Genomic DNA, 22,382 nt, shown 5'->3' with positions numbered 1-22,382 from the left:
ATGTCAACATATTCAGCATGATTTTTCTTGAATATAGTCTAATTAAGTGGTATAATTAGACTATATATGGAGGTGCTCATATGCCCATACCACAGGATATACTCTCTGTACCAAGGCCGAAGAATACGGTCGTCATCGCTTACGGCAAGGACAAATCCCTGTATGCTGTCCGGCAACGCATCGGCTGCAGGAATGACAACGGCCGCCATCTGCCGGTCAACGGCCCGACCATCGGGCACATCATCGATGGTGTCTACGTACCTATTGACAAGGAAGCGCCTGACCGTGTCTCAGCCTCATCGGTCGACTTAAAGGACTGGGCCAACGTCGTCCTGTGCGACCGATTGTTTTCTGATATCCGCAAGGAACTGTCTGCCGTCTATAGCCAGACGGACGTGATGAAGATGTATTGTATCTCCATCCTGCGGGTCTGTGATCCGGGCGTTAAGAACTACGAACTGAAGGAGGCATATGAGACCAGTTTCCTCTCGGAGCTCTATCCCAGGATCGCACTGTCGAAGAACACGGTCTCATCTTTCCTGAATGATATGGGGAAGTCGGTCTCAAAGATCGTCCGCTTCATGCAGAACCGTGCCTCCGCCGTATCCATGGATCATCATCTCCTGATCGACGGCACACTGAAATCCGACGGGTCAAGAGTCAACTCGCTCTCCGACTTCTCGCGAAAAGCAAGGACAAAAGGAACCCGCGACATCTCAGTCCTGTATGCTTTTGACCTTGAGGCGATGGAGCCTGTGTGTTCCAAGTGCTTTCCCGGAAACATGCTGGATGCCACATCCTACAGCGCCTTCATCCCGGAGAACAGGATCACGAAAGGGATCATCGTCGGGGACAAGGGATTTCCCGAGTCGGCGGCGCATGAACACTTTGAGGCGAACGAAGATCTTCATTACCTGAACCCGATCAAACGCAACTCGAAGCTTATTGAACGGCACCACATGCAGGATTTTACCGGCATCCTTCCTGGATATGAAGGGATCACCTTTCGGAAGGAAAAGTGTACCGGGACGGATAAATGGCTTTACTCCTACCGTGACAGCTATAAGGCATCCAAAGAAGAACGGGACTGGCTGCGCCGGGCAAAGAAGAGCAAGACCTACAGCCTTGAAGCGCTCCGGGAAAAGCAGAAGACCTTCGGAACGATCGTTTTGGAATGCGACCTGAATCTTCCTGCCGAGACTGCTTATAAAGCCTACGAAAAGCGCTGGGAGATCGAGATCGTCATGAGGTTCTATAAATCCGCCTGTGAGTTCGATGAGACCCGGGTGCAGGATGACTATTCCGTTATAGGAAGCGAGTTCTGTGACTTCCTGTCCACGCTTCTGACGTTCCGTCTGATCAAGGCATTTGACAATGCTAAGTTGCTGGAAGATCGGACTTATAAGAAGATCATGTCCGTTCTGACCCGTGCCAAGAAGGTACGCTCAGATGGAGAAACATGGCAGCTGATCAGGCTGAATCCGTCTTATGAGGAGATCCTGCAGGAGCTGGGGCTTATTCCGAGACCGGAAGAGCCGCCAAAGAAGAAGCCGGGTCGCCCCAAGGGGAGTAAAAACAAATCTGTTATAAAAGAGCAGGAAGCGATCCCTGTGGAAGGCAAACGCAAACGCGGCCGGCCAAAGGGAAGCAAAAATAAACCGAAATCAAACGACACCGCCACCGGTCAGAGCTGACGCTCTGCCGGTCGGCACTCACCAATAACCGCTGACTGTACCCCGTATAGTCTAACTGGTTGGGAAAGTACTATTTAAAGATTTCATATTTTGTCCTCTCTTTTTATTTGCTATCATCTTGTTCTTTATTTTGCTTCAATCACAAATCTTATGGGATAAGGGGTTGCGAATATAACCCTTCCTGCTGGCGTCAAACAGCCTGAGGAAGAAATAATCGTCATCCGGAAGTCCGTAGGCCTGTCGCCGTAAGACTTTGATCTTGTTGTTGATGCCCTCCATCTTGCCAGAGGAGATTTTATAAGTTGCATGGGCTATGATGCCCTCAAAGTGGTTTCCAAGGAGTCTTCCGAACCACTGAAGATGACTGTTTCCGGATGCACTGCAGGTATCCATGATCCAGGTGATGTCATCCGCCATACGGGCTTCATCAGTGCGGGTGTAGGAAAGAGACAGACGCTCCTTAATCAGATCAAGCGTGAACAGAAGCTTGTTCTGACTGAGAAGTTCGTCATATCTTGCTTCATAACCCTCTTTCCGGACGTACTCTTCCTTGGGAAAGATGGAACCGGACCGGCTGATCGGCTCACCTGTCCTGGCTTGCGCATCTTTCGCCTGAAGCGTTGATCGACTTGACATCAGGATGTAACGGGTCTTTTTTAAAGCCCTTGCCTCCTCCATAAGGCCTTCCTCATACAGGCGGCGCTGCTCGTCCTTGCGGACTTCACTGACCACCTTGTCGTTGAAGTTCTTTACGATGTGGAAGTAATCGAACACCGGCTGTATCCAGGGGCATTTTTCCTCAAAAGCCTCCTGGAAATCGGAGTTCATGTCGCAGGCGACGGCCTCGACAGAGTCCATCCATTCCAGGCCGACATGGTCGATGAAGTCATAGACCACCTGCTTTTTCTTCCCATGGGAGATCCAGAGGATATGGCCGGTATCAAGATCTATGATGTGGGTGGCATAGCGGTGGCCGTTGTGGAGCTTGAACTCATCAATGGCAAGCATTTTTGCCGGCTGCTCCGGTCTGATCAGTTTCGTGCCGTCGATGGTATAGAGCTCCTTCAGGCGCTTAAGGTCTAAGGCTTTGACCGTGTTCTTTCCGAGCCCGGTGATCTCAGCTACCTGCTTGAGCGTGTAAGTGCCAAGTGCCAACAGATCCCTGGTATACTGGTACAGTTCCACAGATATCTGATGGCCGTCTGCTTTGAACGGAACAGACTGCATATGGGAATGTCCGCATTTGCAGATGAGCTGCACGCGGTCAAAATGGATCGCACTGAGGCTTCCGCCAAAGCAAAGATGCCGGAGCGTAAGATCCCGGTGACCGTTGATGTGCATACGGCTTCCACACTTTGGACATCTGCGGTCAGCATCCGCCAGATCGAGCTTGCCGTTAAAGCACAACACTTCGCGGCCGGAAGCTGCCCGGTGTACGCTTGTGTCAGAATTATTAAAGCCTTCCAGCCGGGAGGGGATGCTTAAAAAAGTATATCTGTTTTCAGAGAATGCCAGTTGTCCATCGGACTCAGTATGTGTATAATTCATGTACGGGCCACCGCCTTGTTGAGTTTGTACACTTCTGCCAGGAAATACAGTCTCAACTATAGACGATGGTCCTTTTTCTATGCAACTGTTTTTGGCCCGGTTTAAGGGCCGGGGCGTCCTTACGCCCCTTGATTACCCTGCCGCTCCTGGATGGAGCAGTGTCAGGGGAAGAAGGCCTTTTATGCTCACGCCCTTTGGGCGGGAGGGATAAATGGCCGGATGACCTTGACACTGGTACAGCCAGGTGCTACCTGAAATTACCTGGGATACCACCTATCCCATAAGAAAAGTGATTGACCCGCTATATATGCCGGACTACCAAAATGAGCCCGATGGCATAGAAGATATGATGCCATGGTCGGAGTTTATGAGGGCAAGATGTTCGAAGGTTGATAAGATCGAAAAAGAAATGGAACCGAAAAAATGAGAGTAATTTACTATCATTTTTCAGTTCCACTCAGAAACCACGGGGTTTTATAAACCGCTTACGAGTTTCGCATCGAAATCATATATAGCAGACAGTTCTTCAAAAGCACTGTAAGGAATAGCATTCACCGGTTTATTTATAAACCGATATCCCTTATAGCCATGGTAATAGCCCATATTACGCAGGCCTAAACACAATTGTTTCTTTGCAAATTGCGTGATGAAAACTCTTTGCAGATGGATTTGCAGATCGCATGGAGGCAAGAATATGGAAACCGATGCCGGCGAAATCCGTACGCCGTACCTGCAACTGTTTTTATTCTGATTATTTAAAAAAAGGTTCCGGGAGAATCTCCCAAAACCTTCATTTATAATGAAACTTTATAGTGGTTACAGTAATGGCCTTATCGTAATAAAACAGCATACTATTCACAAACGCGGCTTTACTGTAATAAAACCACATACCGGTTACAGCAACGGCCTTACCGCTCGGAATGCTTCCTCTTCATGCGAAGACGGGTCAGCAGCAGTATGCCTGCCCCGCTCAGAAGAATGCCGCCAAGGAGATAGAACAGCGCAGTCCCGGATCCGCCGGTGGAAGGAAGTGCATACCCCTGACTGTTCCAGACTCGGATCTGCCAGGTGGCTTCCGGCTGATCAGGTACCCAGTGCTCATCACCTTTTCTAGATACTTCCGCTGGACTACCTGCCTGCATAGCAGTTACCTTGTCTGCATTTACGAAAATCTTAATTGCGGAAGTAGGCGGATAATATCCGTCCGGAGCTTTCGTCTCCACTAACCGGTACTCTGTACCCGCAGGAAGTGTCCCCAGCGCCAGGATACCGTTTGCACCGGTGGTTCCGGTAAGAACCGGAACAGCACCCTCTTTCGGTCTGCCTGCAGCATCATCATAGTCCTCTGCCTTGTAGAGGGCGAAGGATGCACCGGTAGTGATCGTCGTATAGCCATCATCGGTCTTCCAAACAGAAACATACTGCAGTTTTCCGTTAGGTATCTGAATAAGTGAAGAATATTTTCCCTTATCAGTATCTGTCGATGTTGTCAGCCATCCGGAATGCTCTGCATTTTCAATGGTTATGGTACCATCCTTGTTCACAGTGAAGCACAGATCCTCTTTCAACAGATCGTAATCCGTTACCGCCTGCGTCTCAGTCAGGTAATAAGTGTTGCCCCAGGTCAGGTTTTCAATTGTCACTGCTTCCACATTGGTGTCCGGGAAAGTAAGAATGCCTTCCGCATTGGAGATAAGATTTTCATAGCCGGTAATTGGCTGATAGTCTTTTCTCTTATTTCCCTGTGCATCCGTCACCTGATTGTAAAGAGCGAAATGAGCGCCTGCGAGCGGATCCTTTGTAACCGCATCCACCTTTTTCACATGCAGTTCGGTCTCCCGGTCCCGGATGGTAACGGTTGCCATGTCCGCTTCCTGGGTTTCCGTAGCCTCTTTCGCCGGTTCAAATATATAATATTTATTTTTCAGTTCTTCTGGTCCAACCGTAATAGAATCATCCGAGACTGTGATCGTGATCGGTTCAGGCAGTACCACATACCCTTTGGGAGTCTCAACCTCCGTCAGTGTGTAAATGCCCGGATTCAGGTAAGCGATGGTAATCAGACCGTCCTCGCTTCGCGACGTGTAGCTTTCCGCTGCAACATCCTGTCCTTCCGAATCCTTCAGTGTAAAGACGGCTCCGGCAAGAGGAGTCTCGTAATCCCACCGCATCTTAAACAGTTTAATGCCCGGCCGTGAGTTGGTCACGACATCGGTACGGACGTTTTCATTCTGGGTCGTCGGTTCCCCGATCTGATAAGTCACTGTGTATTCATTCTCCTGATGCACAGTGGTACCCTTCGGTGTTCCGCCTACGGTCAGTTTTCCACTATCCGGGATGGGGGTGATGCTGTCATAATGAATTTCTCCTGTTGCCGGATCAATTTCGGGATTCGTGAGTTTCACCTCATAAACCCTGTATTCACTGAAATCCCTGCCGGCCATCTGTTCCTGGTTGAAGAAATAGTAAATCTCCTTATTGCCGTTCATCATCGAACGAACGGATCCTTCAATCAGTTCCGGAGCTTGCCCTTCTTTTTCGTAGTATACCGCGAAATAGATAGGATCATGGTCAATGAAATCTTCATCTGTCCATACTTTCTGCACGGTCAGACCCCAGCCTTTCTGATTTCGCACATCTACTTCAGGATCCACCTCCCCTTCGATCGTATCGCTGATCGGCGTGGTTCCATGTGGTTCTTCCGGAATAATATCCGTACGTGTATAACCGTCCGACAGACGCAGGGTATATCCCTTTGGAATTTCATCGTCGCGCTCTTCCACCTTCCAGTGAACGCCGTCGATCAGATCCCGGACTTCCACTGTATAATCTGCAGGAATCTTGGAAATAGCGCCGCTCGGAGAGGTTTTAAATATAATCGATTCCTTCTGCGTGTCTGTCATGGGTGCCAGATATGTTTCCAGATCACTGTAGTTATTTATGCCCAACGATACAAACTTCTTCTGTGCAAGATCCCAGCGGCAGTAATATTTATCTCTGTTTTTAACAAAGTAAGAATATAGATTAGCCGGAGGAATATCATCTTCACTCGTAAAGGCATTTCCTAAATACAGACGGTAAGAGAACAGTGTTTTATCCTCTTTCTCACCTTCGGCAGCATCATAATGCAGCCGATCCTGTCCATTGGAATCATAAAGCTGCTTTGTAATGGACAGCGTTCTCATCGCGCCTTCTTTGACATGATTATCAAACAGGACCGTATCCCGGTTCGTCATTGTATCCAAGGAGGTTTTATAATCCTTTCTCCCTGGATTCTGTGTATCTGTAGGAGCAAGTGTTTCTCCGTTGGCTTTGACAACATCATAAGTTGCTGTGCTTATACCGCACTCGACGATTCGGTAATTGACTGTATCCTCCGGCAGCTCGATCACCGCCGACTCACCGGCTTTCAGGAAGAATACGTTGTCGTAAGTCTGCTGTTCAAGCGTAAGATGCTCTTCGTACTTCACCTGCTTGGTCGAATCCTTATACGTTACCTTGGAGGGATCATTCAGAAGATGCTCTTCGCTTTCCCCATCCCCTCGAATTTTATAGTAAATCTGATACGGATATTCCAGCAGACTGTTGGATCCGCTGTTGGTGCCGGAGAGCTGTTTACTCAGCACCACGGTACCCGGCTTAACCGCTGCCAGGTTAAAACGCATGTGCAGATTGGAGGCGCCTGCGCCGCGCTCCATGTAGAACATACGCATGGTGTGTTTGGTATAATCCTTGAACACATAATTGCCCTCTTCGTTCCGTTCAAATATATCATCCAGGTATTGATTAACCTCTTCGTCGGTAGCCTCCGGGTGCTGATCTTTGTAATTGTTCTTGAAGGTGTTGTACAGCGTTGAGTTTCCGTTCGAGCTGGTAATCAGGCCTGTTCGGAAATTAACCGAACCGACCTGTGCAGAATGCACTCCACCGAGGTCGAGAACCAGCTGGCCATCTACGTACAGCCAGAAGTCGTCGTCTCCTGAAAATTCAAAGATGATGTCATGGCCCCAGGCGTCCAGACCATTCGCTGTCTGTGTGAAGCTTGCTTCCAGCTCCATCCCGAAGAAGTAATCGACACCGTCTCCAGTTGTATCCCTCATACCCTTTTTATTATTGCCGATCAGGTAAAGGTTTTCTCCCTTGCGGGCATTGGTATCCGGAAGTTCATGTGCCAACACATCCGTCTGATTGGTGATGATGTGGCCATCTTTATCATATGCGTATCCTTTATCCGGGGAAATGTCATTGTACGGCATGAACTGGCCATGTTCCCTGGTAGTTTTATGCTCAGCATCACCTGTGATCGCGCCGAGCTGATCATATACCGTAAAGGTGCCGTCCGGGTTCAGATGCGCAAAGTTCTGCGTACTGTCATACTCAAAGTACCCGCTTTCGTTGTAGATGTTCTGAAGGAACAGATGATTGGCATCCATCTCCTTAGTACTGTCGAACAGTTGAGACAACGAGTTCGAATTACTGTTCACGACTGGATAACCTGTGACAGGATCCAGACAGGTAGAAAGCAACCCTGCACCTCCGTCCGGAGTCCCCATAACCTCGGTCTGTACCACATCACGATCACCTGTAGAATATTTTTGCACATCGTTATTAAAATCAACCATCTTCATGGTGATGCCGTAAGCCTTGCTGTCGACCGTTTCAACGGTCGTCACATCCTCCGCATGCTGCTTTTCTTCCATGATGGCAAAGTAAAAATCTTCTGTCTCTGACAACGCACACGGAACCAAATGACCATTTTCCACCTTCAGGCCGGAATAGCCATACTGATCGTCATCCCATCTGATGATCGTTGTATAATTCTCTTCATAACGCCGTCCGTTCAGATTGACACTGGCGTTTAAATCCTGCACATCGCTGCCCGGACTTGTATAAATGACCTGGTCATTTGACAGCTGCGGAGTAATAAAGGTATTACCATACTGCGTATTCCGAAGCCAGTAATAATAGCTCAGGGAGCCATCCGGATTCGTTCCCTCTGTGAGTTCCCACAGCGCGGTATTGACATTCGTGCCGATCCACTCGATGCCGTCGCCTGTATCATAACAGGGGATCAGGGAACCGTCGTGGTCGATGGCGAAAAACTCGTACTTTTTCTTCGTATCGTTCCAGACACGGGTATAGATAATCACCTGTTTTTTATCGGGAACCTGACTCGTATCGGAAACACTGACCTTTTTGGCGTTGTAATAGGTAAAATCTTCCTCCGGGAAGGATGACTTCTCCACAAGATTCATCCAGGTAGTTGCTCCGGTACCGGTTGTCCCGTTGAATCCGTTATTCGCTGTATTATTGAAGTTCAGAGAATAATTACCCACACTAAAGTGCCATTTCCCGCTGTTGGCTCCCGTACCCGGAATGGCCTTGATCAGGGAATACGTTTCATCCGGAGTATCCATAAGCGTAACATTGTTTCCATTTATAGTCAGATATTTTGTCACGCCGTCAACGGTTGTTTTCAGATAGTATTTATCTTCTGAAACATTCTGGAAAGTCCATTCCTGGATATCGCTGTTTTCCGCAACAAGCAGGATTCCGTCATGATCCAGCACATCCGGCCGCATGAGCATATCTAATCCCTTCAGTCTCTGCTGACCACTGGTCGTCACACCTTCTGCTGTCAACGCTGCCGATGTTGCCGTGTCATTGTGATAGGCAATGCCATAGGTCTTGCCATTAAGGCCGTAGGGATCATCTGGCAGAACAAAAGAGGATGCGTAGGCAATGGAAATCTGGCTGTTTGCTGCATTTTTATTGTCCGTATAAAACCGGATCCCTGAGCCGCTGCCGGAATGCTGCAGCCAAAGACTAGCTCCGGCTTTTTTGAAATAGAATTTCCCGTTTCCGGCATCTTCGAGATCAAATTTTGTTCCGTTTGTATCAGCCAGGCCGGCCAGATTGCCGGAGGGATTCGTGATGTATTTCTTGACTCCCTCAACGTAAGTGTAAATATAATACTGATTGTCAACTCCGGTCGGTTCAAAATACCAGCCGTCCGCCTGACCGGAACTTGTGTTTTCTATGAAAGCACTGTTCGTGTTCAGCTCATTTGTAAAATATTTCGGAGGTGTACCGTAGGAAAGATAGAATTCTTTTCCGGTTTGTCCAGCCAGTTCCTCCAGGGAATCCACATAGTCGATTTCAACAACCGCAGGTTCCGGTGCGTCCACTATGGCATATACCGAAAATCCTGCCGCTGTAAAGGAGAGCGTCATTCCTTCGCTTTCCGTTTTCGTTTCGTCAAAACTTAAATTCTGCACCACATCCGGTACTTCCGCGCCGTCCGCAAAATGCACCACCTGCGTACCCAGAAGGCCTTCCTCGCTGCTGTCCTTATCCGCCAGTTCAATCCTCACATCCACCGGAGCGGCAATGTCGATCTTGTTTCCGTATTCATCCGTGATCTTGATATCAAACAGGCGCACGTAAGAAGCGCTGCCCTCTGCCCAGCCCAGGGCATCTTCGGTTCTGGCAACGTATTCGTCATACAGAGAGGAATCAAGCGGCTCTTCGCTTCCGGCAATGGTTTCATCGCTTTCCGGCGGCAGTATTTCAGAAACCTTCAGCTGTGCGTCTTCCGGAACTCCGGTTTCCGGGCCGTAGGTGGCCGTTATCCTGTAATTCCGTCCATCGCTGGCCAGTACATACTTCTCGATGACAGTTCCGACAATGCCATATACTGAGAATCCGTCTGTCTCGAACTCGATTCCATTCACGATGTTGTCATCGTCAGTGAGCACTTCCACATTCTCCATGACCTGGGGCTTCTCGCCCTCTGTCTGGAATTGGTAGAGTTCGAGATCTGTTCCTTCCTGAACTTCCTTCGGCACAAACTCGATATTGGCGCACACAGGGGTGAGGGGCTCAACCTCATTTCCTTCCTTGTCCAAAATTGTGATGTCAAAAAGCTTCGCCATCTGGACTTTGCGACCGGATGCCAGTGCCGCTTCGACTTCCTCCATATAGGCAGCATATTCTTTGGAATCTTCAGTCTGATCGGCGGCTACATTCTCCGCGTTCTGGTCTGCCTGCTGATCGGCGGCTGCATTCTCCGCATTCTGATCCGTCTGCCGGCTGACGTCTGCATTTTCTGCGTTCCCCGGCGAACCGGAGGCCGCGGTATCCGGCTGAGAAGCCGCGTTTTCACCGCCCGCTTCCGTTTCGAGAAGGGCGGCCGCCTCCGCCTGACGCTTCTGATATTCCGCGCGATCCGCGTCGTCTCCGTCGCCGCGAATCTGCCTCACCCTGAGCTCCGCCGACTCCGGCACGCCCGCGCCGGTGCCGTACGTCACCGTCACCTTCGCATCGCCGTCCGCCGCGGTCCGGCGCATCGTGAGCCTGTCCGGCGCCACCGCCGTCAGCGCAAATTCCGACAGACGGTCCGTGCGGAACGACGCACTCACAATCGCGTCCGCTCCGTCCCCGCCGTCTTTTTCTTCCGCCGAAAGAAGCTCCGTCTGCTCGTCCGAAAACGTCAGGACGCGGACATCGCCGTGACCCGCGAACCGTCCGCCGCATGCCGAGACGCCGACCCGTACCTTTTTGCACGGGGAGACCACCTCCCCGTTCACGGTCAGAGACGGGACGTACACCGCTGTCTCCGTCACATCCGCGAGATTGACCGCATACCGGTCGTAGAGCGGAGAGAGCGCCGCGTGAATCCGGTCCTGCGCCTCCGTGAAGCCGTCCGCGTCCTCCGCGAGCAGCTGAACCGTAAGGGTCGCGCCCTCCGGAAAAATGCCGGTGACGGTGACGCCCGCCGCCTCGTCCGTCAGCGTCGTCCGCGGATCGCCGAAGCCCGCAAGCCGCGCGTCGTCCCAGCCGTATGTCACGCGGGCGACTGCGCCGCCGACGTCGCCTTCGATGGCGGTCACGCCCGTATCATCCGTCTTTTCGACCAGTCCGATCCGCGTCACTTCCCCGTCCCGGGTGAAAAGGAAATCCCCCTCCTCCGGGCGGTTCTCCGCCGTCAGATCGCGGTACATCCCGCGCCGCTTCAGTTCATCGGCCCACTTCTCCGCTTTCGTGTCGGCCGGCACGTCCCGGACGCCCGCGTAGTAGAGGCAGAAGGCCGCGAACGCGGCGTCCCACGGCTCATAGGCGTCCCCCTGCCACTGCCCGTACCGGGTGTAGCCCTGACGGGCGCCTTCCTCTGTCACAATGAAATTGTCCGCGCTCTCCGTGTAGCCCAGCTGCGTGCGCGCGATCGCGAGCAGGTCCTCCGCGTAGCGGCCGGTCATCCGGACTTCCTTCAATGCCGGCTCCCAGTCCGACGGGCTCTCCTCGTGGCGCACCGCCACCGGAATGGCGCAGCGGCCGGACGCCGCCTGACCGGCGGCATCCGTGACGCTCAGCACGAGCTCATAGCCGCCCGCCTCTTCGGGCATATACGTCAACTCCGGCTGATACTCCCGAGCCGACCAGACCGGCGTTCCGTCCCGATCAATCTCATAGGAAGTTTCAAACGGCTCCGTGCCGCCGGTAATCTGCGTCTCAAACGTCAGCGCGTTCTCGCCCGCGAAGGCGTACTTCATCGCTGTCGTGACGGAAACGGTGAGCGGCTCCGCCGTCGTTCCGACCGGCGCGGCGCTGCTTTCAGCGGATCCGGCATCCGGCCGGGAAACCGACGGAACGGACTCTTCCCCGTTTCCGTCATCCTCAGGATACAGCTCTTCCTGCTGCTGATCCGGCGTCTCTTCCTGCTGCTGACCCGCCTCTCCTCCGCCTTCCGTATCCTCCGGAGCGGGCGTATTCTGCTGCGCCTCTTCCACCGGCTGTGCCGGAACCTCCGGCTGAACCGCGTCATCGGCGGGCGCTTCGGCGTTCACCGCCTCCTGCGCGCCCGACTCGCCGGAAACTGCCGCGCCGCCGGAGATCAATCCCGCGCACAGCAAAAAGGCGCAGAAAAAGCCGAAGCCTCTGTGCTTTCTGTCACATCTTTTTCTTTTTTCTTCTGATTTCGCCGGCTGATGCCTTTTCCCCTCGAACGAACGCCTCATATCGCAAAACCTCTCATCACTGACTGCCCTCAGTAAAACGAAGCTGCGCGCTGTACGAATATACGGAAATGCCAATCCGTTCGATACGCCGCTTCGTTAAACTTGAATTATTCACCGCAAGGCGGTGATTGCGACTAAAAGTCGCATGGTTACTATGGTTACACAGCTTTCCTGCTTTCACTTGAAAAGTGAATAGAAAAAGGACCCTATTCTTGGCAAAATCAAGGTGTCGAATCAGTCAATTACCAAGAGAAAGAGGTCCTCTATGACAATTCTAAACACCATTTCACTTGAAAGCAATAAGCAAATCAAAATAAATTTTGACGGCGGCGACCTTTCCTCTGACGGCGGATTGCTTCTGATCAAAGAATTCGCCTCAAAGATCGGCCTGACAAAGCTTGTAAAACAGCTTTTTAAGACCAACGATCATACGAACTGCCGCATTCACACGGACCCTGATAACCTGATGCAGATGGTCTATCAGATCATAGCTGCTTATTTCGAAGATGATTGTGCCGATGAACTGACAAACGATCCAGTACTGACCGCAATCCTTGATAAAGATATACTTGCTTCACAGCCTACACTGTCCCGTTTCTGGAACCGCATGGATGAAGATACGCTCGCTCAGTTGGCGATGATCCAGTCAAAAATGAGAGATGTTGTTTATTCCAGTAAAATGCCAGAGTTTATGCTGTTTGATCTGGACTCCACCCTACTGAACACATATGGCGGCCAGGAAGGTGAAGGCTTCAACTTTCATTATCAAGCCCACGGCTATCACCCGCTGCTTTGCTGCGATGGGCTGACCGGAGATCTGCTGAAATCGGAGCTGCGTGATGGTACACAGTATTGCAGCAAGGATGCCGATCAGTTCATGATTCCACTGATGCAGGAGTACAGGATAAAATATCCATCATTGCCCTTGTATCTGCGTGGTGACAGCGGTTTTGCCTCGCCGGAACTGTATAAAGCCTGTGAAGAAAACGACTGCAAGTATGCGATCCGCCTGAAACAGAACTCGACATTAATCAAGTATGCATCCGATGCGGATGAAGACCTTTACCGGGCTACTCGTGAAAACCAGGTTGATTACGCTGTGGAATACGGCGAGTTTGAATATCAGGCCGGCAGTTGGCCTCATCCGAGAAGGGTTGTCTTTAAGATTGAGAAACCCTATAACCAGATGGTCCATCTGTATACCTTTATCGTCACAACGATGGAAACAGCTCCATATCAGGTCATTAAGTTTTACTGTGGCCGGGGCAAGATGGAGAACTTCATCAAAGAAGGAAAATCTGGGTTCGATTTCTCTTCTGTGAGCAGTCGTTCCAAGGTGGTCAATGCAAACCGCCTGCAAGTACATGCTCTTGCCTATAACCTGTTCAATTGGTTTCGACGACTGGTATTACCCGCAGGCATGAGAAAGCAGCGGATCAATACCGTTCGTTTGAAGTTGCTGAAGATCGCCGCGAAAGCGGTTCATTCAGCAAGATATATCATATTCAAGCTGTGCAGCAGCTGCCCTTACAAGAAAGAGTTTAATGAAACGCTCTTAAATATCAGGCAGCTACAACCACTGCTGGAATAAGCAGTAATTCGTGAACCTTGACAATCTCAAACGCAACCACTCATAAACAAGGGGATAATTTGCCCTTTTTGTGGATAACTCTCTGCTTTTGCGAATGAGATGCCATCATCAAACAATTATCTGACGAGATTTCCAGTTGGAATCTAACGTCATGAATAATTCAGGTTGAACAAAATCGCTGCGCGATGGCCTGCCTGGGCTGTGGCGCAGTTTTACGTTATTGACTAACAAAAAAGCAGTGGAAATGCTTTTCGTAATTCGGTATTGTTAAGTTACCACACAAAACAACTGAATACGGAAAGCCCCACTGCCTATGAAAACAATAGCATTTACAGGCGTCTTCCGCAATCGGAATTATGATGCCAACGCACCTCCTGATAGGTAGTTGTATCTGAAGACACTACTATCAAGGAGGTTTTTATGTACGAAGATATTTTTACCCCGATCCGTAATGAAGCTCAAAAGCGGAACTTAAAAGAAAGTACTATCAACGCTTACTGCAATTCCGTAGACTACTTCCTGCGCACTATAAACAAAGATGTTTCTGCCCTCACAACAGATGACGTTGATGCATTCCTGACAGAAAAGCGGCTCAGCGGATTGGCGCCTCGGACTTATAATCATTATCATTCCTCAATCCGATTTTTCTATAAACGGATCCTGAAGATGAACTGGGACGATGAAGACATTCCCAGGATGAAGCTTGACCGCTCATTGCCTACTGTTCTTTCAAGGGATGAAATACAGAGCATTATTGATCATACGCCCAACCTTAAACACAAAGCGATTATTGCCACCATGTATTCTTCCGGCCTGAGAGTGTCTGAAGTCGTACATCTTCATTATGACGATATATCCCGAGCTAACAGAACCATTCATGTCCGCGAAAGCAAGAGCCGACGGGACCGATATACGATTCTTTCTGATCGCAACCTTGATTTACTGACCGAATACTGGTTTAAGTGTGGCAAGCCCAGAGACATTCTTTTCCCAAGCTCATGGACCGGAACTTATCTTGACAAGAACAGCATCAATCAGTATTTCAAGAAAAGTGCAGAAAGAGCCGGTATTACTAAAAAGGTCACCAGTCATTGCTGCCGCCACAGCTTTGCCAGTCATCTGTTTGAGGATGGTGTTGACATTAAATACATTCAGGCATTGCTTGGACATGTGGATCCAAAATCGACAGAAGTCTATATCCATGTCAGCAACAAGAGCCTTCTTGGGATCCGCAGCCCTTACGATCTGCATAAAGGCGGTGAAGCATGAGTACTGAATGTACAATCCAGGATGTCTTTAACCGTTTTTACCCTGATTACGTGAAAACACATGAACTCTCTGCGGCTCAACGAAAAGTGGCTTATCATATCAGGAACTGTAAAACCGGTGCATTCGGTATCAATATCAGTGTCTGCGAAGACTGCGGCTGCATTTCGGTCCACTACAATTCCTGCCGTGACCGATGCTGTCCCATGTGCCAGGAGTTCCCAAAGGAAAAGTGGGTGGATGCCCGTCGGGAAGATGTACTGGATGCGCCATACTTCCATGTGGTCTTCACTGTCCCGGAGGAGTTGAATCCTGTCATCTACAGCAACCAGAAACTCCTGTATGATGCCCTTTATCATGCTTCATCCGATACACTGCGGGAACTGGCTTCCGACAGCAAATATCTTGGTGCTGACATTGGTTATATTTGCATCCTCCATACATGGGGGAGTGAGATGAACTTCCATCCGCATATCCATGCCGTTGTGCTGGGCGGCGGTCTCGACCCCAAAAACCAGTGGAAAGATACCGGAGAAGAGTTCTTCCTTCCCATCCGGGTTGTTTCACGCCTATTCCGCGGCAAGTATCTTGCGGAGCTGAAACACCTTTGGGAAGACGGAAAGCTTGAATTCCACGGCAGCGCAGAGTGCTTCAAAAACCACTATGCGTTCAAGGATCTGCTGGACTCCTGTTATAAAAAAGAGTGGATCCCTTACTGCAAGAAACCGTTTGATGGCGCTGAGTCCGTTATCAAATATCTCGGGAAGTATACCCACCGGATCGCGATCAGCAACTATCGTATTAAAAGCATGACGGACAGCACTGTCACCTTTACTGCAAAAGATTACAAAAACCAGGGACAATGGAAAGAAGTCACCATCACCGGTGAAGAATTCATGCGCCGGTTTCTGATGCATGTCCCGCCCAAAAGGTTCGTACGGATCAGGCACTATGGACTTCTTTCTTCACGGAACAAAAACCGGAAGATTACTCTTTGCCGGAATCTTCTTGGTGGTAAAAAATATCTGTCCCGATTGAAGAATCTGGATGGACCGGCAATCATCCGCCTTCTCTATAACAAGGATGTCTGTAAATGCTCGTCCTGTGGCGGAAGGATCATTCCGATAGGTGCTGATCCATCTTTGTTCCGGCCAGAGCCACATCTGCTCTGTTGATTTCTTAAAAATGAATACGGATTCTGTGAAGCCTTTTAAAGGCTTATTTCTGATGCGATCATCGTGGTTTTCTTGTACAAAACAGTACATTTATCAGAGGATCCATGCTACACTCTGAGCAAAAGCGGTCTGATTGAAAGTCCATATATACAGGCAACCCGGACGCGCTTTGTTCAACCAGGAAAAATCGAAATTGTTGCAAACGAAAGGGCAGTTATCGGAAAGCGCAATGCTGCTTTTTCGTTTGCACCACCTTCGATTCTTTCCTTAACGATTTAGTATGGTCGTGACAGTAGTCGGAACCAAGTCTGGATCGGGTGTTCAACCCGGCATATTCGTTCCGCTTTATGCTATGTGATTGTGTAGGTAAATGATTTCCCCGGGGAGCCTGACCTGATGGCCAGGCTCCCTTTTTGTTGGGGTTCATTTGTTAATTCAGTATGGTCGGGTCAGGTGAATTACCTGATTTAGACCACTGTTTTGTATTGGTCGCTACTACTTAGTTCGCGTTCATGCGACGGCGAGTTACCAGAACAATTCCAGCACCGATTACAAGGATTGCACCGATGATGTAGAAGATTGTGGTACCGATGCCACCAGTGGAAGGAAGTACTGTACCTGTCTCATTCTTAATTGTTTTGGTCTGGTTAAGATTGGTTTCTGAAGTATTATTTGCAGAAATTGTAATTGTCTCATCAGCTGCCTTATTGTAGCCAGTCGGTACAGTACTCTCTTCAAGAGTATATGTACCATCTTTGAGGCCCTTGAATTCTGCTGTATATGTCTTAGTTCCATCTTCTGCAGTTACTTCAACAGCTTCAACCTCGACACCATCTGCTGTCCAGTTTGCAGTTCCATTTGTCCCAGAACCAGCATAATAGAGTCCATCAGAGTTCTTAAGTTTGAACTTTGCACCAGCAAGAGGAGCTTCTTTATCATCAACTTTATTTACAGTAATCTTTGCATTGTAAACTTTAATCGTATCAGATTCTGTCTTATTTCCTTCTCCAGATATAAGGGTAGCTTTGTTTGTTGCAGGATCAACAGAAAGTGCATCAGATGTAATCAGGCCACTATAGTTAAGTGTAATCTGTGTATTATCAGCTAAGCTTGCAATATAATCATTATCAAATGCAATTGTGAATGTAGCATCACCCTTGTTGATTGTCAAGTAGAATTGACCCACTTTTACGTTGAATGTTGACCCACCTTAGTACCCGGCTAAACGGATTGCTAAGGCGGGTCAATTCTTTCTGTCAATCCCGATTTTTACACTGTGAATTGATCCACCCTGTTAATGAGTTACTACCTGATATCCATCAGCCGACAGCGATGTCTGATCAATCAGGATCGTTCTCGTTGATGAATCCAAGGTTATGTATCTGCTTAGCGTCAGCAGACGGTCACTAATCAGCTCATGAACCAAACGTTCCATCGCTGCTGGCCGAGGATCTGTAACTGGCTCTATCTTGTGTGCTGTTGATAGCGCCGTCCTGTCACATAACTCATCAAGATCCATAAATACACCGTCTCCTGAGCCTGCGTCAGTCCTGGAAAACCGGTCTGTATCTTCATTGTATGAATACTTTCCACATTCCTTGATCCGATTCATTACAAAGTATGGATGTTTGATCCCGTACTGACGTCTGAGATACTCGTACGCTGCTGTTTTACCTCCGGAATTATACTGTTCAATGATCTTCGGAAATGCATCTTCCCCAATGATTGTTTTTCCCATGCCAGGCCTCCTACTGTGCGATATCCCAATCGAAGGAATCGAAAGGCAATTCTTCATCGATATGTTCGCGTACGTATTCATATGCTTCATCACGTAAATCATTGGCAACAAGTACTTCCCAATACAGGAGGCATGTACGATAAAGGCGGTTCGCTTTCTTCTTCAGTTCTTCATAAGAGGGAGGCTTCGGCGTCATGATACTGTCACGGTCGATACCATACTCTTCAAGGAGATATTTGCTCCCTTCCTCATAGTTCATTGTATTCAATGCGCGTCGGATATCTTCTTCCTCACGGTATACGTCCAGGAAATCCACAGGCCTGCCGCCTTCATAAACAGCCATAGAGCTGTTTTCATGTACACTGTATCCCGCAGCCACCCATTCGTGCAGGACTTTTCTTTCGGCCGCTGTCATAGGCGTGATCTTCTCGTATTCCTTCAGTTCTTTCTTAAGAAACTGCCTTTTTTCTTTGCTTATTTTCATTTCGAGTATACCTTTCATTTAACACTCTGTTTTGACCCTTTGACACGGTAGCTGTCACCCGTTATACTCAGGATATGGCAGTGATGCACCAGGCGGTCCAGGATCGCCGTAGCCGCGAGCTTGCCGGTAAACAGTTCGTCCCATCTGCCCATCGGCAGGTTGGTCGTAATAATGAGGGAGCTTTTTTCGTACCGATGTCGGATCACCTGGAAAAAAAGGCTCTCTCTTTCCCTGTCCATTTTTAAATACGAAAGTTCATCCACGATCAGCAGCTGAACCTTATCCAGTTCTTCCAGCATTTCCCTCAGTGTCCCCTTATGGAAGTCTGCTTCTGCGATAAATGTCAGCCTGCGCATGTCCGCCTCATACCTGGTGCGCAATGCGTCATATCGTCCTTTTAGTACCGTGCTTTCCGATATACTCTTGGTCAGACCTATGATCAGTTCAGAGATTTCTTCATCATGCTGTGTTGTCTGCTTCAGGGAATCCTCCGCCGCACTGATCTCCTCAAGAAGGTTATTGATTTCCTGTTGAATCTCAGCCGCAGACAAGGTTTCCTCTTCCTGAATTCCGAGAGACTCCTTTTCCTTTATAGCCTCCATGCTTCCATCGACTATTTGCTTAGCCGCAGCACGTTTTATTTTTACAGTTGCTTTAGGCGTCTGTTGCTTCTCACCGGGAGTAATATAATTTTTCTCCGTCAGGAGATAGATCAAAGCCGTAATAGTCGGAACAGGGATGTTGTTTGTCCAAGTCGTCCCGCTTTTCAGGATGCTGTTTTCTCCCGATATCCTGTTCTCATTAATGACAAACATATGGTAAAACGTCCGGACTGTCAGGCGCTGCTGCTGAGCATCCTCAATTTGCTTAATAATCTTGACTTCTTCATGGATGCCCATGAGCTTCAGCCAGAGGGAGCCAATGGTCTCTTTCTCTTTTGTGGGCTGATTATTTGCCGTATAGGTTCCGGGTGCTATTCCCGGAACTTTACTGGATACAATAATATCCGATTTCGTCTCCTCTGCCAGTTCGCGGTACATCGTAAGCTCTGCACCATCAGAATCAATAAACATGGAAACAGCTATTATCTTCAGCTCTTTTTTGTATAATCTCTTCGCGTCACCGCCAAGCATGAAATCAATGCAATCCAGAACATGCGTCTTGCCTGTATTGGAAGGGCCATAAACGATATTAAGACCGGGCTTGAGAGGCAGCTCTGATTTAACTTTCTCTCCGTCTTTCCCTTCGCTGGTGATCATGATTTTCTTAATGTAATACATCAGCGGCCTCCCTCTATTGCCTTCACGGAACTTTCATGCAGCATGTGATCCAATTGCAAGTCATCATAGTTTTTAAACTGTTTTATTGCATCGGCAGCGATCTTCTTATACTGTGTTGCATATTCGCTTTTCAGTTTTCTGATAAAAGTGCTCCCGGCCTCAGAAATATTGAAAACATACCCATTATCGAGGGATACCTCTATCAATCCCTGCATAACAAGGCTCTTAATGGCATCCCTGATATGCTCCCGGCGGCTCGCCAGTTCTGAAAACATATACTGGTTATCCCCCTGTGGATTCAAATATGGCATTTGGAAATTTCCGGCATAACAGACTATGAAATCAAGGGACACAATTCTTTCAATGGCAAACGCCTTTTTTCTCACTGCGGATAATAACAACAATACCCGCAACTCAAACTCAAAAGTGGAATTGAAAATGTTATTCGTCATACTTCCACCCATTTCAGCCTTTCTTCATTCACGAGCATATGACAGACACCCTTCTTCTCCCCTACGCCGATCCAGTGATTGGTTGCGTCGTCTACCATAGATGAGATCGACAGTTCAGCAGCCTTTCCAACTACGGCATCTATTTTCAGAACAGCATTTTTATAGGGTGCTCTCTTTACCTCGAAAATCCCCGTATCGATTTCTTCCTTCAATTCATCAAATGGGTCTGGCTCATTTGGCATGACCGAATCTCTGATTTCGCTATGCACAGTCTCCGCCATGTAAAAAGTCTTCCGTTGATGCTCGAAATGCTCTCTATAGTCTAACGGATCAAGATCTTCCGGCTTTGTAACAGCTTTCCCCGTCGCCGATTGATATGCAAGATAAAGTTGGGTTACATAGTTCAGCTCGGGTGGCTGTACTTTCTTTGGTACTTTGACCCGAGGTTTCTTTTTCCTTACCAGCGTATTAAATTCTGTGACGGAATCAGCGTCTGTATCCGCTGCTTTTTTCTTCCTGCTCTTGGATACAACCTTATTCTCACCGCGAACAGCTCTCTGAAACACTCTGGCAAGAAACTCCAGTTTTTCTCCCGAATTGTATACTTTCAGAAGCGCTTTCTTAGCTGTATCGCTGACATCTTCGCAATCCTTCACGAGGGCTACCACTGCTTCATACATTTCATCTTCGGTAGCCTCGTACAGATTATCCGTGAAAGCTTTTGATTTGTAATACTTGATGAGGGATTCCAGCGTGGATTTCTTGCCGACAGCTGTTTTGATATTAACAGGAATGTTATCTTCTCCCTTACACCATGCATTAGCGTTCTTGGTGTCAACTGCATAGGGGACGCCGTTCTCATCGCACGGTTGGATATCTCCCTTGGGATCGAAAACAGGGAAAAAGAGCATGCGGGTAACAGGCGTATAGCCGTCATTGGTTACGCCTACCTTCACTGCCTCATAAAGCGACTTATAATTTAATATCACCCGCACCTAACGCACCTTCTTCCCGGCAGTATCTTTTATCACAGACCTTCATTGAAGAAGTCAGTATCGATTCTTTTGACTTCATATACATGATCGGCTGATACACCGACATTGAACTTGATCATCAGCTTCATGCGTGCTGATCACTCCTCTTTCGGAACCGGAATATAGACCATCTTCAGAGGGATCATTCTCCTGTACTTTTCGCTCAGATCATCATAGTATTTCAGAATCAGATCCACCAACTCTGTGCCATTGATGCCTCGTATGATCGGTGTATTCTCCAGATACTTCTGCGCTTTCTTCGTGTAGTTTGACAGCGTGACAAACAGGCCATAATCACCCTCGCGCATGGCACCCTTCAAAGATTGGATTGTTGTCTCCTTGATATCGCTGTCCTGGCTTTTTACCTGCACAAGGATTCGCGGCGGCAGCTCATCTTTATAAGCGGTGATATCGATTCCGCTATCACCACCATGCGGAGACACAGTTGTCCGGTAGCCCATCGCCTGTAACAGATCAGCGACGAATTGTTCCAGATCATATCCTTTTAATTGACGGCTCAACTCCTTCAGGATGAAATCCTTGGTGCTTTCAATAATGTCATCTGCGGTGGCACCAACCGTGTCATCCTCTTCTCCTTCAGATAGGTTCTTCGCAAAGCCCTTATCCAGAGCTGCCAAGAATTCATCAGCATAATTCTTCACCATAAAGAATGACATAGCCGATCCGATCTCGTATAGGGCACCCTGCGAGAAAGACATACGCGGCAAGTGCTTCAGCCACTTGACGCTCCGCTGCTGCACATATTCGCTCGCATCCGGAACATACTTATAGTCTCCGGTGACCTCCCCGATATTGATCATGCGGTCGATCTTTGAAGGATAGATGATGTAATCCCCGATCTGCACTTCATGGCAAAACCGAAACAGCATGCCGACACCGGTGGGAATCGATCCCTTCTTTGCATCAGGATAAGCGGCTATGTATTTTTCTTTGAACGCTTCTCTATCAGAAGCAATAAGACTCAGGTCGCCAATCTGCTGCCATCCCAAAGCGATGACATTTTCCTTCAAGAATAGATTGTCGTCTTTCGTATGGATGCCCCAGACTCTTTTTTCTTCAGTCTCTGGTACTTGATTACTCAT

The 22,382-nt window shown here is 48.7% G+C and carries 13 protein-coding genes; 4 read left to right on the top strand and 9 right to left on the bottom strand.

Translation table 11 applies throughout. From position 1 onward, the window contains the following. Nucleotides 1-80: 80 nt before the first annotated feature. The gene (locus G4C92_RS08865) at nt 81-1,694 is read left to right on the top strand and encodes a transposase (RefSeq protein ID WP_274939505.1); all 1,614 of its coding nucleotides are present in this window, start codon (nt 81-83) and stop codon (nt 1,692-1,694) included. Nucleotides 1,695-1,829: 135 nt separating this feature from the next. Here the strand turns inward: G4C92_RS08865 and G4C92_RS08860 are convergent, their stop codons facing one another. Together G4C92_RS08860 and G4C92_RS08850 are read right to left on the bottom strand one after the other, a co-directional pair. Next, nucleotides 1,830-3,242: an ISL3 family transposase gene (locus G4C92_RS08860; protein ID WP_408611719.1), complete on the bottom strand. Its 1,413-nt coding sequence runs from the start codon at nt 3,240-3,242 to the stop codon at nt 1,830-1,832. A gap of 908 nt (nt 3,243-4,150) precedes the next feature. Then, nucleotides 4,151-12,154, bottom strand: a complete 8,004-nt coding sequence (locus G4C92_RS08850; protein ID WP_274939503.1) for a SpaA isopeptide-forming pilin-related protein — start codon at nt 12,152-12,154, stop codon at nt 4,151-4,153. 370 nt (nt 12,155-12,524) lie between these two features. On the opposite strand from G4C92_RS08850, the gene G4C92_RS08845 reads away from it, so the two are divergent. From G4C92_RS08845 to G4C92_RS08835, 3 genes are all read left to right on the top strand, one after another. Further along, nucleotides 12,525-13,850 (top strand): IS1380 family transposase, encoded by a 1,326-nt coding sequence (locus G4C92_RS08845; protein ID WP_274939312.1) that lies wholly within the window; start codon nt 12,525-12,527, stop codon nt 13,848-13,850. Nucleotides 13,851-14,270: 420 nt separating this feature from the next. Next, nucleotides 14,271-15,119 carry a tyrosine-type recombinase/integrase gene (locus G4C92_RS08840; RefSeq protein WP_274939502.1) on the top strand — a complete coding sequence of 283 codons (849 nt, stop codon included), beginning with the start codon at nt 14,271-14,273 and terminating at the stop codon, nt 15,117-15,119. Beyond that, nucleotides 15,116-16,291, top strand: coding sequence for an IS91 family transposase (locus G4C92_RS08835; RefSeq protein ID WP_274939501.1), 1,176 nt, complete (start codon nt 15,116-15,118; stop codon nt 16,289-16,291). The genes G4C92_RS08840 and G4C92_RS08835 overlap by 4 nt, the downstream gene beginning before the upstream one ends. Nucleotides 16,292-16,790: 499 nt before the next feature. Here the strand turns inward: G4C92_RS08835 and G4C92_RS08830 are convergent, their stop codons facing one another. From G4C92_RS08830 to G4C92_RS08800, 7 genes are all read right to left on the bottom strand, one after another. Further along, entirely contained in the window at nt 16,791-17,462 is a 672-nt protein-coding gene (locus G4C92_RS08830; protein WP_274939500.1) for a SpaA isopeptide-forming pilin-related protein, read from the bottom strand. Between the two features lie 123 nt (nt 17,463-17,585). Next, nucleotides 17,586-18,029 (bottom strand): hypothetical protein, encoded by a 444-nt coding sequence (locus tag G4C92_RS08825; RefSeq protein WP_274939499.1) that lies wholly within the window; start codon nt 18,027-18,029, stop codon nt 17,586-17,588. A gap of 10 nt (nt 18,030-18,039) precedes the next feature. After that, a complete protein-coding gene (locus G4C92_RS08820) occupies nt 18,040-18,531 on the bottom strand; it encodes a hypothetical protein (RefSeq protein ID WP_274939498.1) in 492 nt (163 codons plus the stop codon). Next, entirely contained in the window at nt 18,528-19,793 is a 1,266-nt protein-coding gene (locus G4C92_RS08815) for an ATP-binding protein (protein WP_274939497.1), read from the bottom strand. The genes G4C92_RS08820 and G4C92_RS08815 overlap by 4 nt, the downstream gene beginning before the upstream one ends. Next, entirely contained in the window at nt 19,793-20,257 is a 465-nt protein-coding gene (locus G4C92_RS08810) for an ABC-three component system middle component 2 (protein WP_274939496.1), read from the bottom strand. Before G4C92_RS08810 ends, G4C92_RS08815 begins: the two co-directional genes overlap by 1 nt. Then, the gene (locus G4C92_RS08805; protein ID WP_274939495.1) at nt 20,242-21,240 is read right to left on the bottom strand and encodes an ABC-three component system protein; all 999 of its coding nucleotides are present in this window, start codon (nt 21,238-21,240) and stop codon (nt 20,242-20,244) included. Before G4C92_RS08805 ends, G4C92_RS08810 begins: the two co-directional genes overlap by 16 nt. Before the next feature lie 137 nt (nt 21,241-21,377). Then, nucleotides 21,378-22,382, bottom strand: a complete 1,005-nt coding sequence (locus tag G4C92_RS08800; protein ID WP_274939494.1) for a restriction endonuclease — start codon at nt 22,380-22,382, stop codon at nt 21,378-21,380.

The organism is Chordicoccus furentiruminis, from assembly GCF_019355395.1.
In the GTDB taxonomy this organism is placed as follows: Bacteria; Bacillota; Clostridia; order Lachnospirales; family Lachnospiraceae; genus Chordicoccus; species Chordicoccus furentiruminis.
The sequence above is the reverse complement of the archived record's forward strand: the minus strand, read 5'-3'. Positions and strand labels throughout refer to the sequence as shown.

Coding starts and splice junctions, on each gene's coding strand:
- G4C92_RS08845 (WP_274939312.1), top strand. CDS start 12,525: ATGACAATTCTAAACACCATTTCACTTGAAAGCAATAAGCAAATCAAA.
- G4C92_RS08860 (WP_408611719.1), bottom strand. CDS start 3,242: ATGAATTATACACATACTGAGTCCGATGGACAACTGGCATTCTCTGAA.
- G4C92_RS08820 (WP_274939498.1), bottom strand. CDS start 18,531: ATGAAAGGTATACTCGAAATGAAAATAAGCAAAGAAAAAAGGCAGTTT.
- G4C92_RS08800 (WP_274939494.1), bottom strand. CDS start 22,382: ATGAGTAATCAAGTACCAGAGACTGAAGAAAAAAGAGTCTGGGGCATC.
- G4C92_RS08825 (WP_274939499.1), bottom strand. CDS start 18,029: ATGGGAAAAACAATCATTGGGGAAGATGCATTTCCGAAGATCATTGAA.
- G4C92_RS08810 (WP_274939496.1), bottom strand. CDS start 20,257: ATGGGTGGAAGTATGACGAATAACATTTTCAATTCCACTTTTGAGTTT.
- G4C92_RS08865 (WP_274939505.1), top strand. CDS start 81: ATGCCCATACCACAGGATATACTCTCTGTACCAAGGCCGAAGAATACG.
- G4C92_RS08835 (WP_274939501.1), top strand. CDS start 15,116: ATGAGTACTGAATGTACAATCCAGGATGTCTTTAACCGTTTTTACCCT.
- G4C92_RS08840 (WP_274939502.1), top strand. CDS start 14,271: ATGTACGAAGATATTTTTACCCCGATCCGTAATGAAGCTCAAAAGCGG.
- G4C92_RS08815 (WP_274939497.1), bottom strand. CDS start 19,793: ATGTATTACATTAAGAAAATCATGATCACCAGCGAAGGGAAAGACGGA.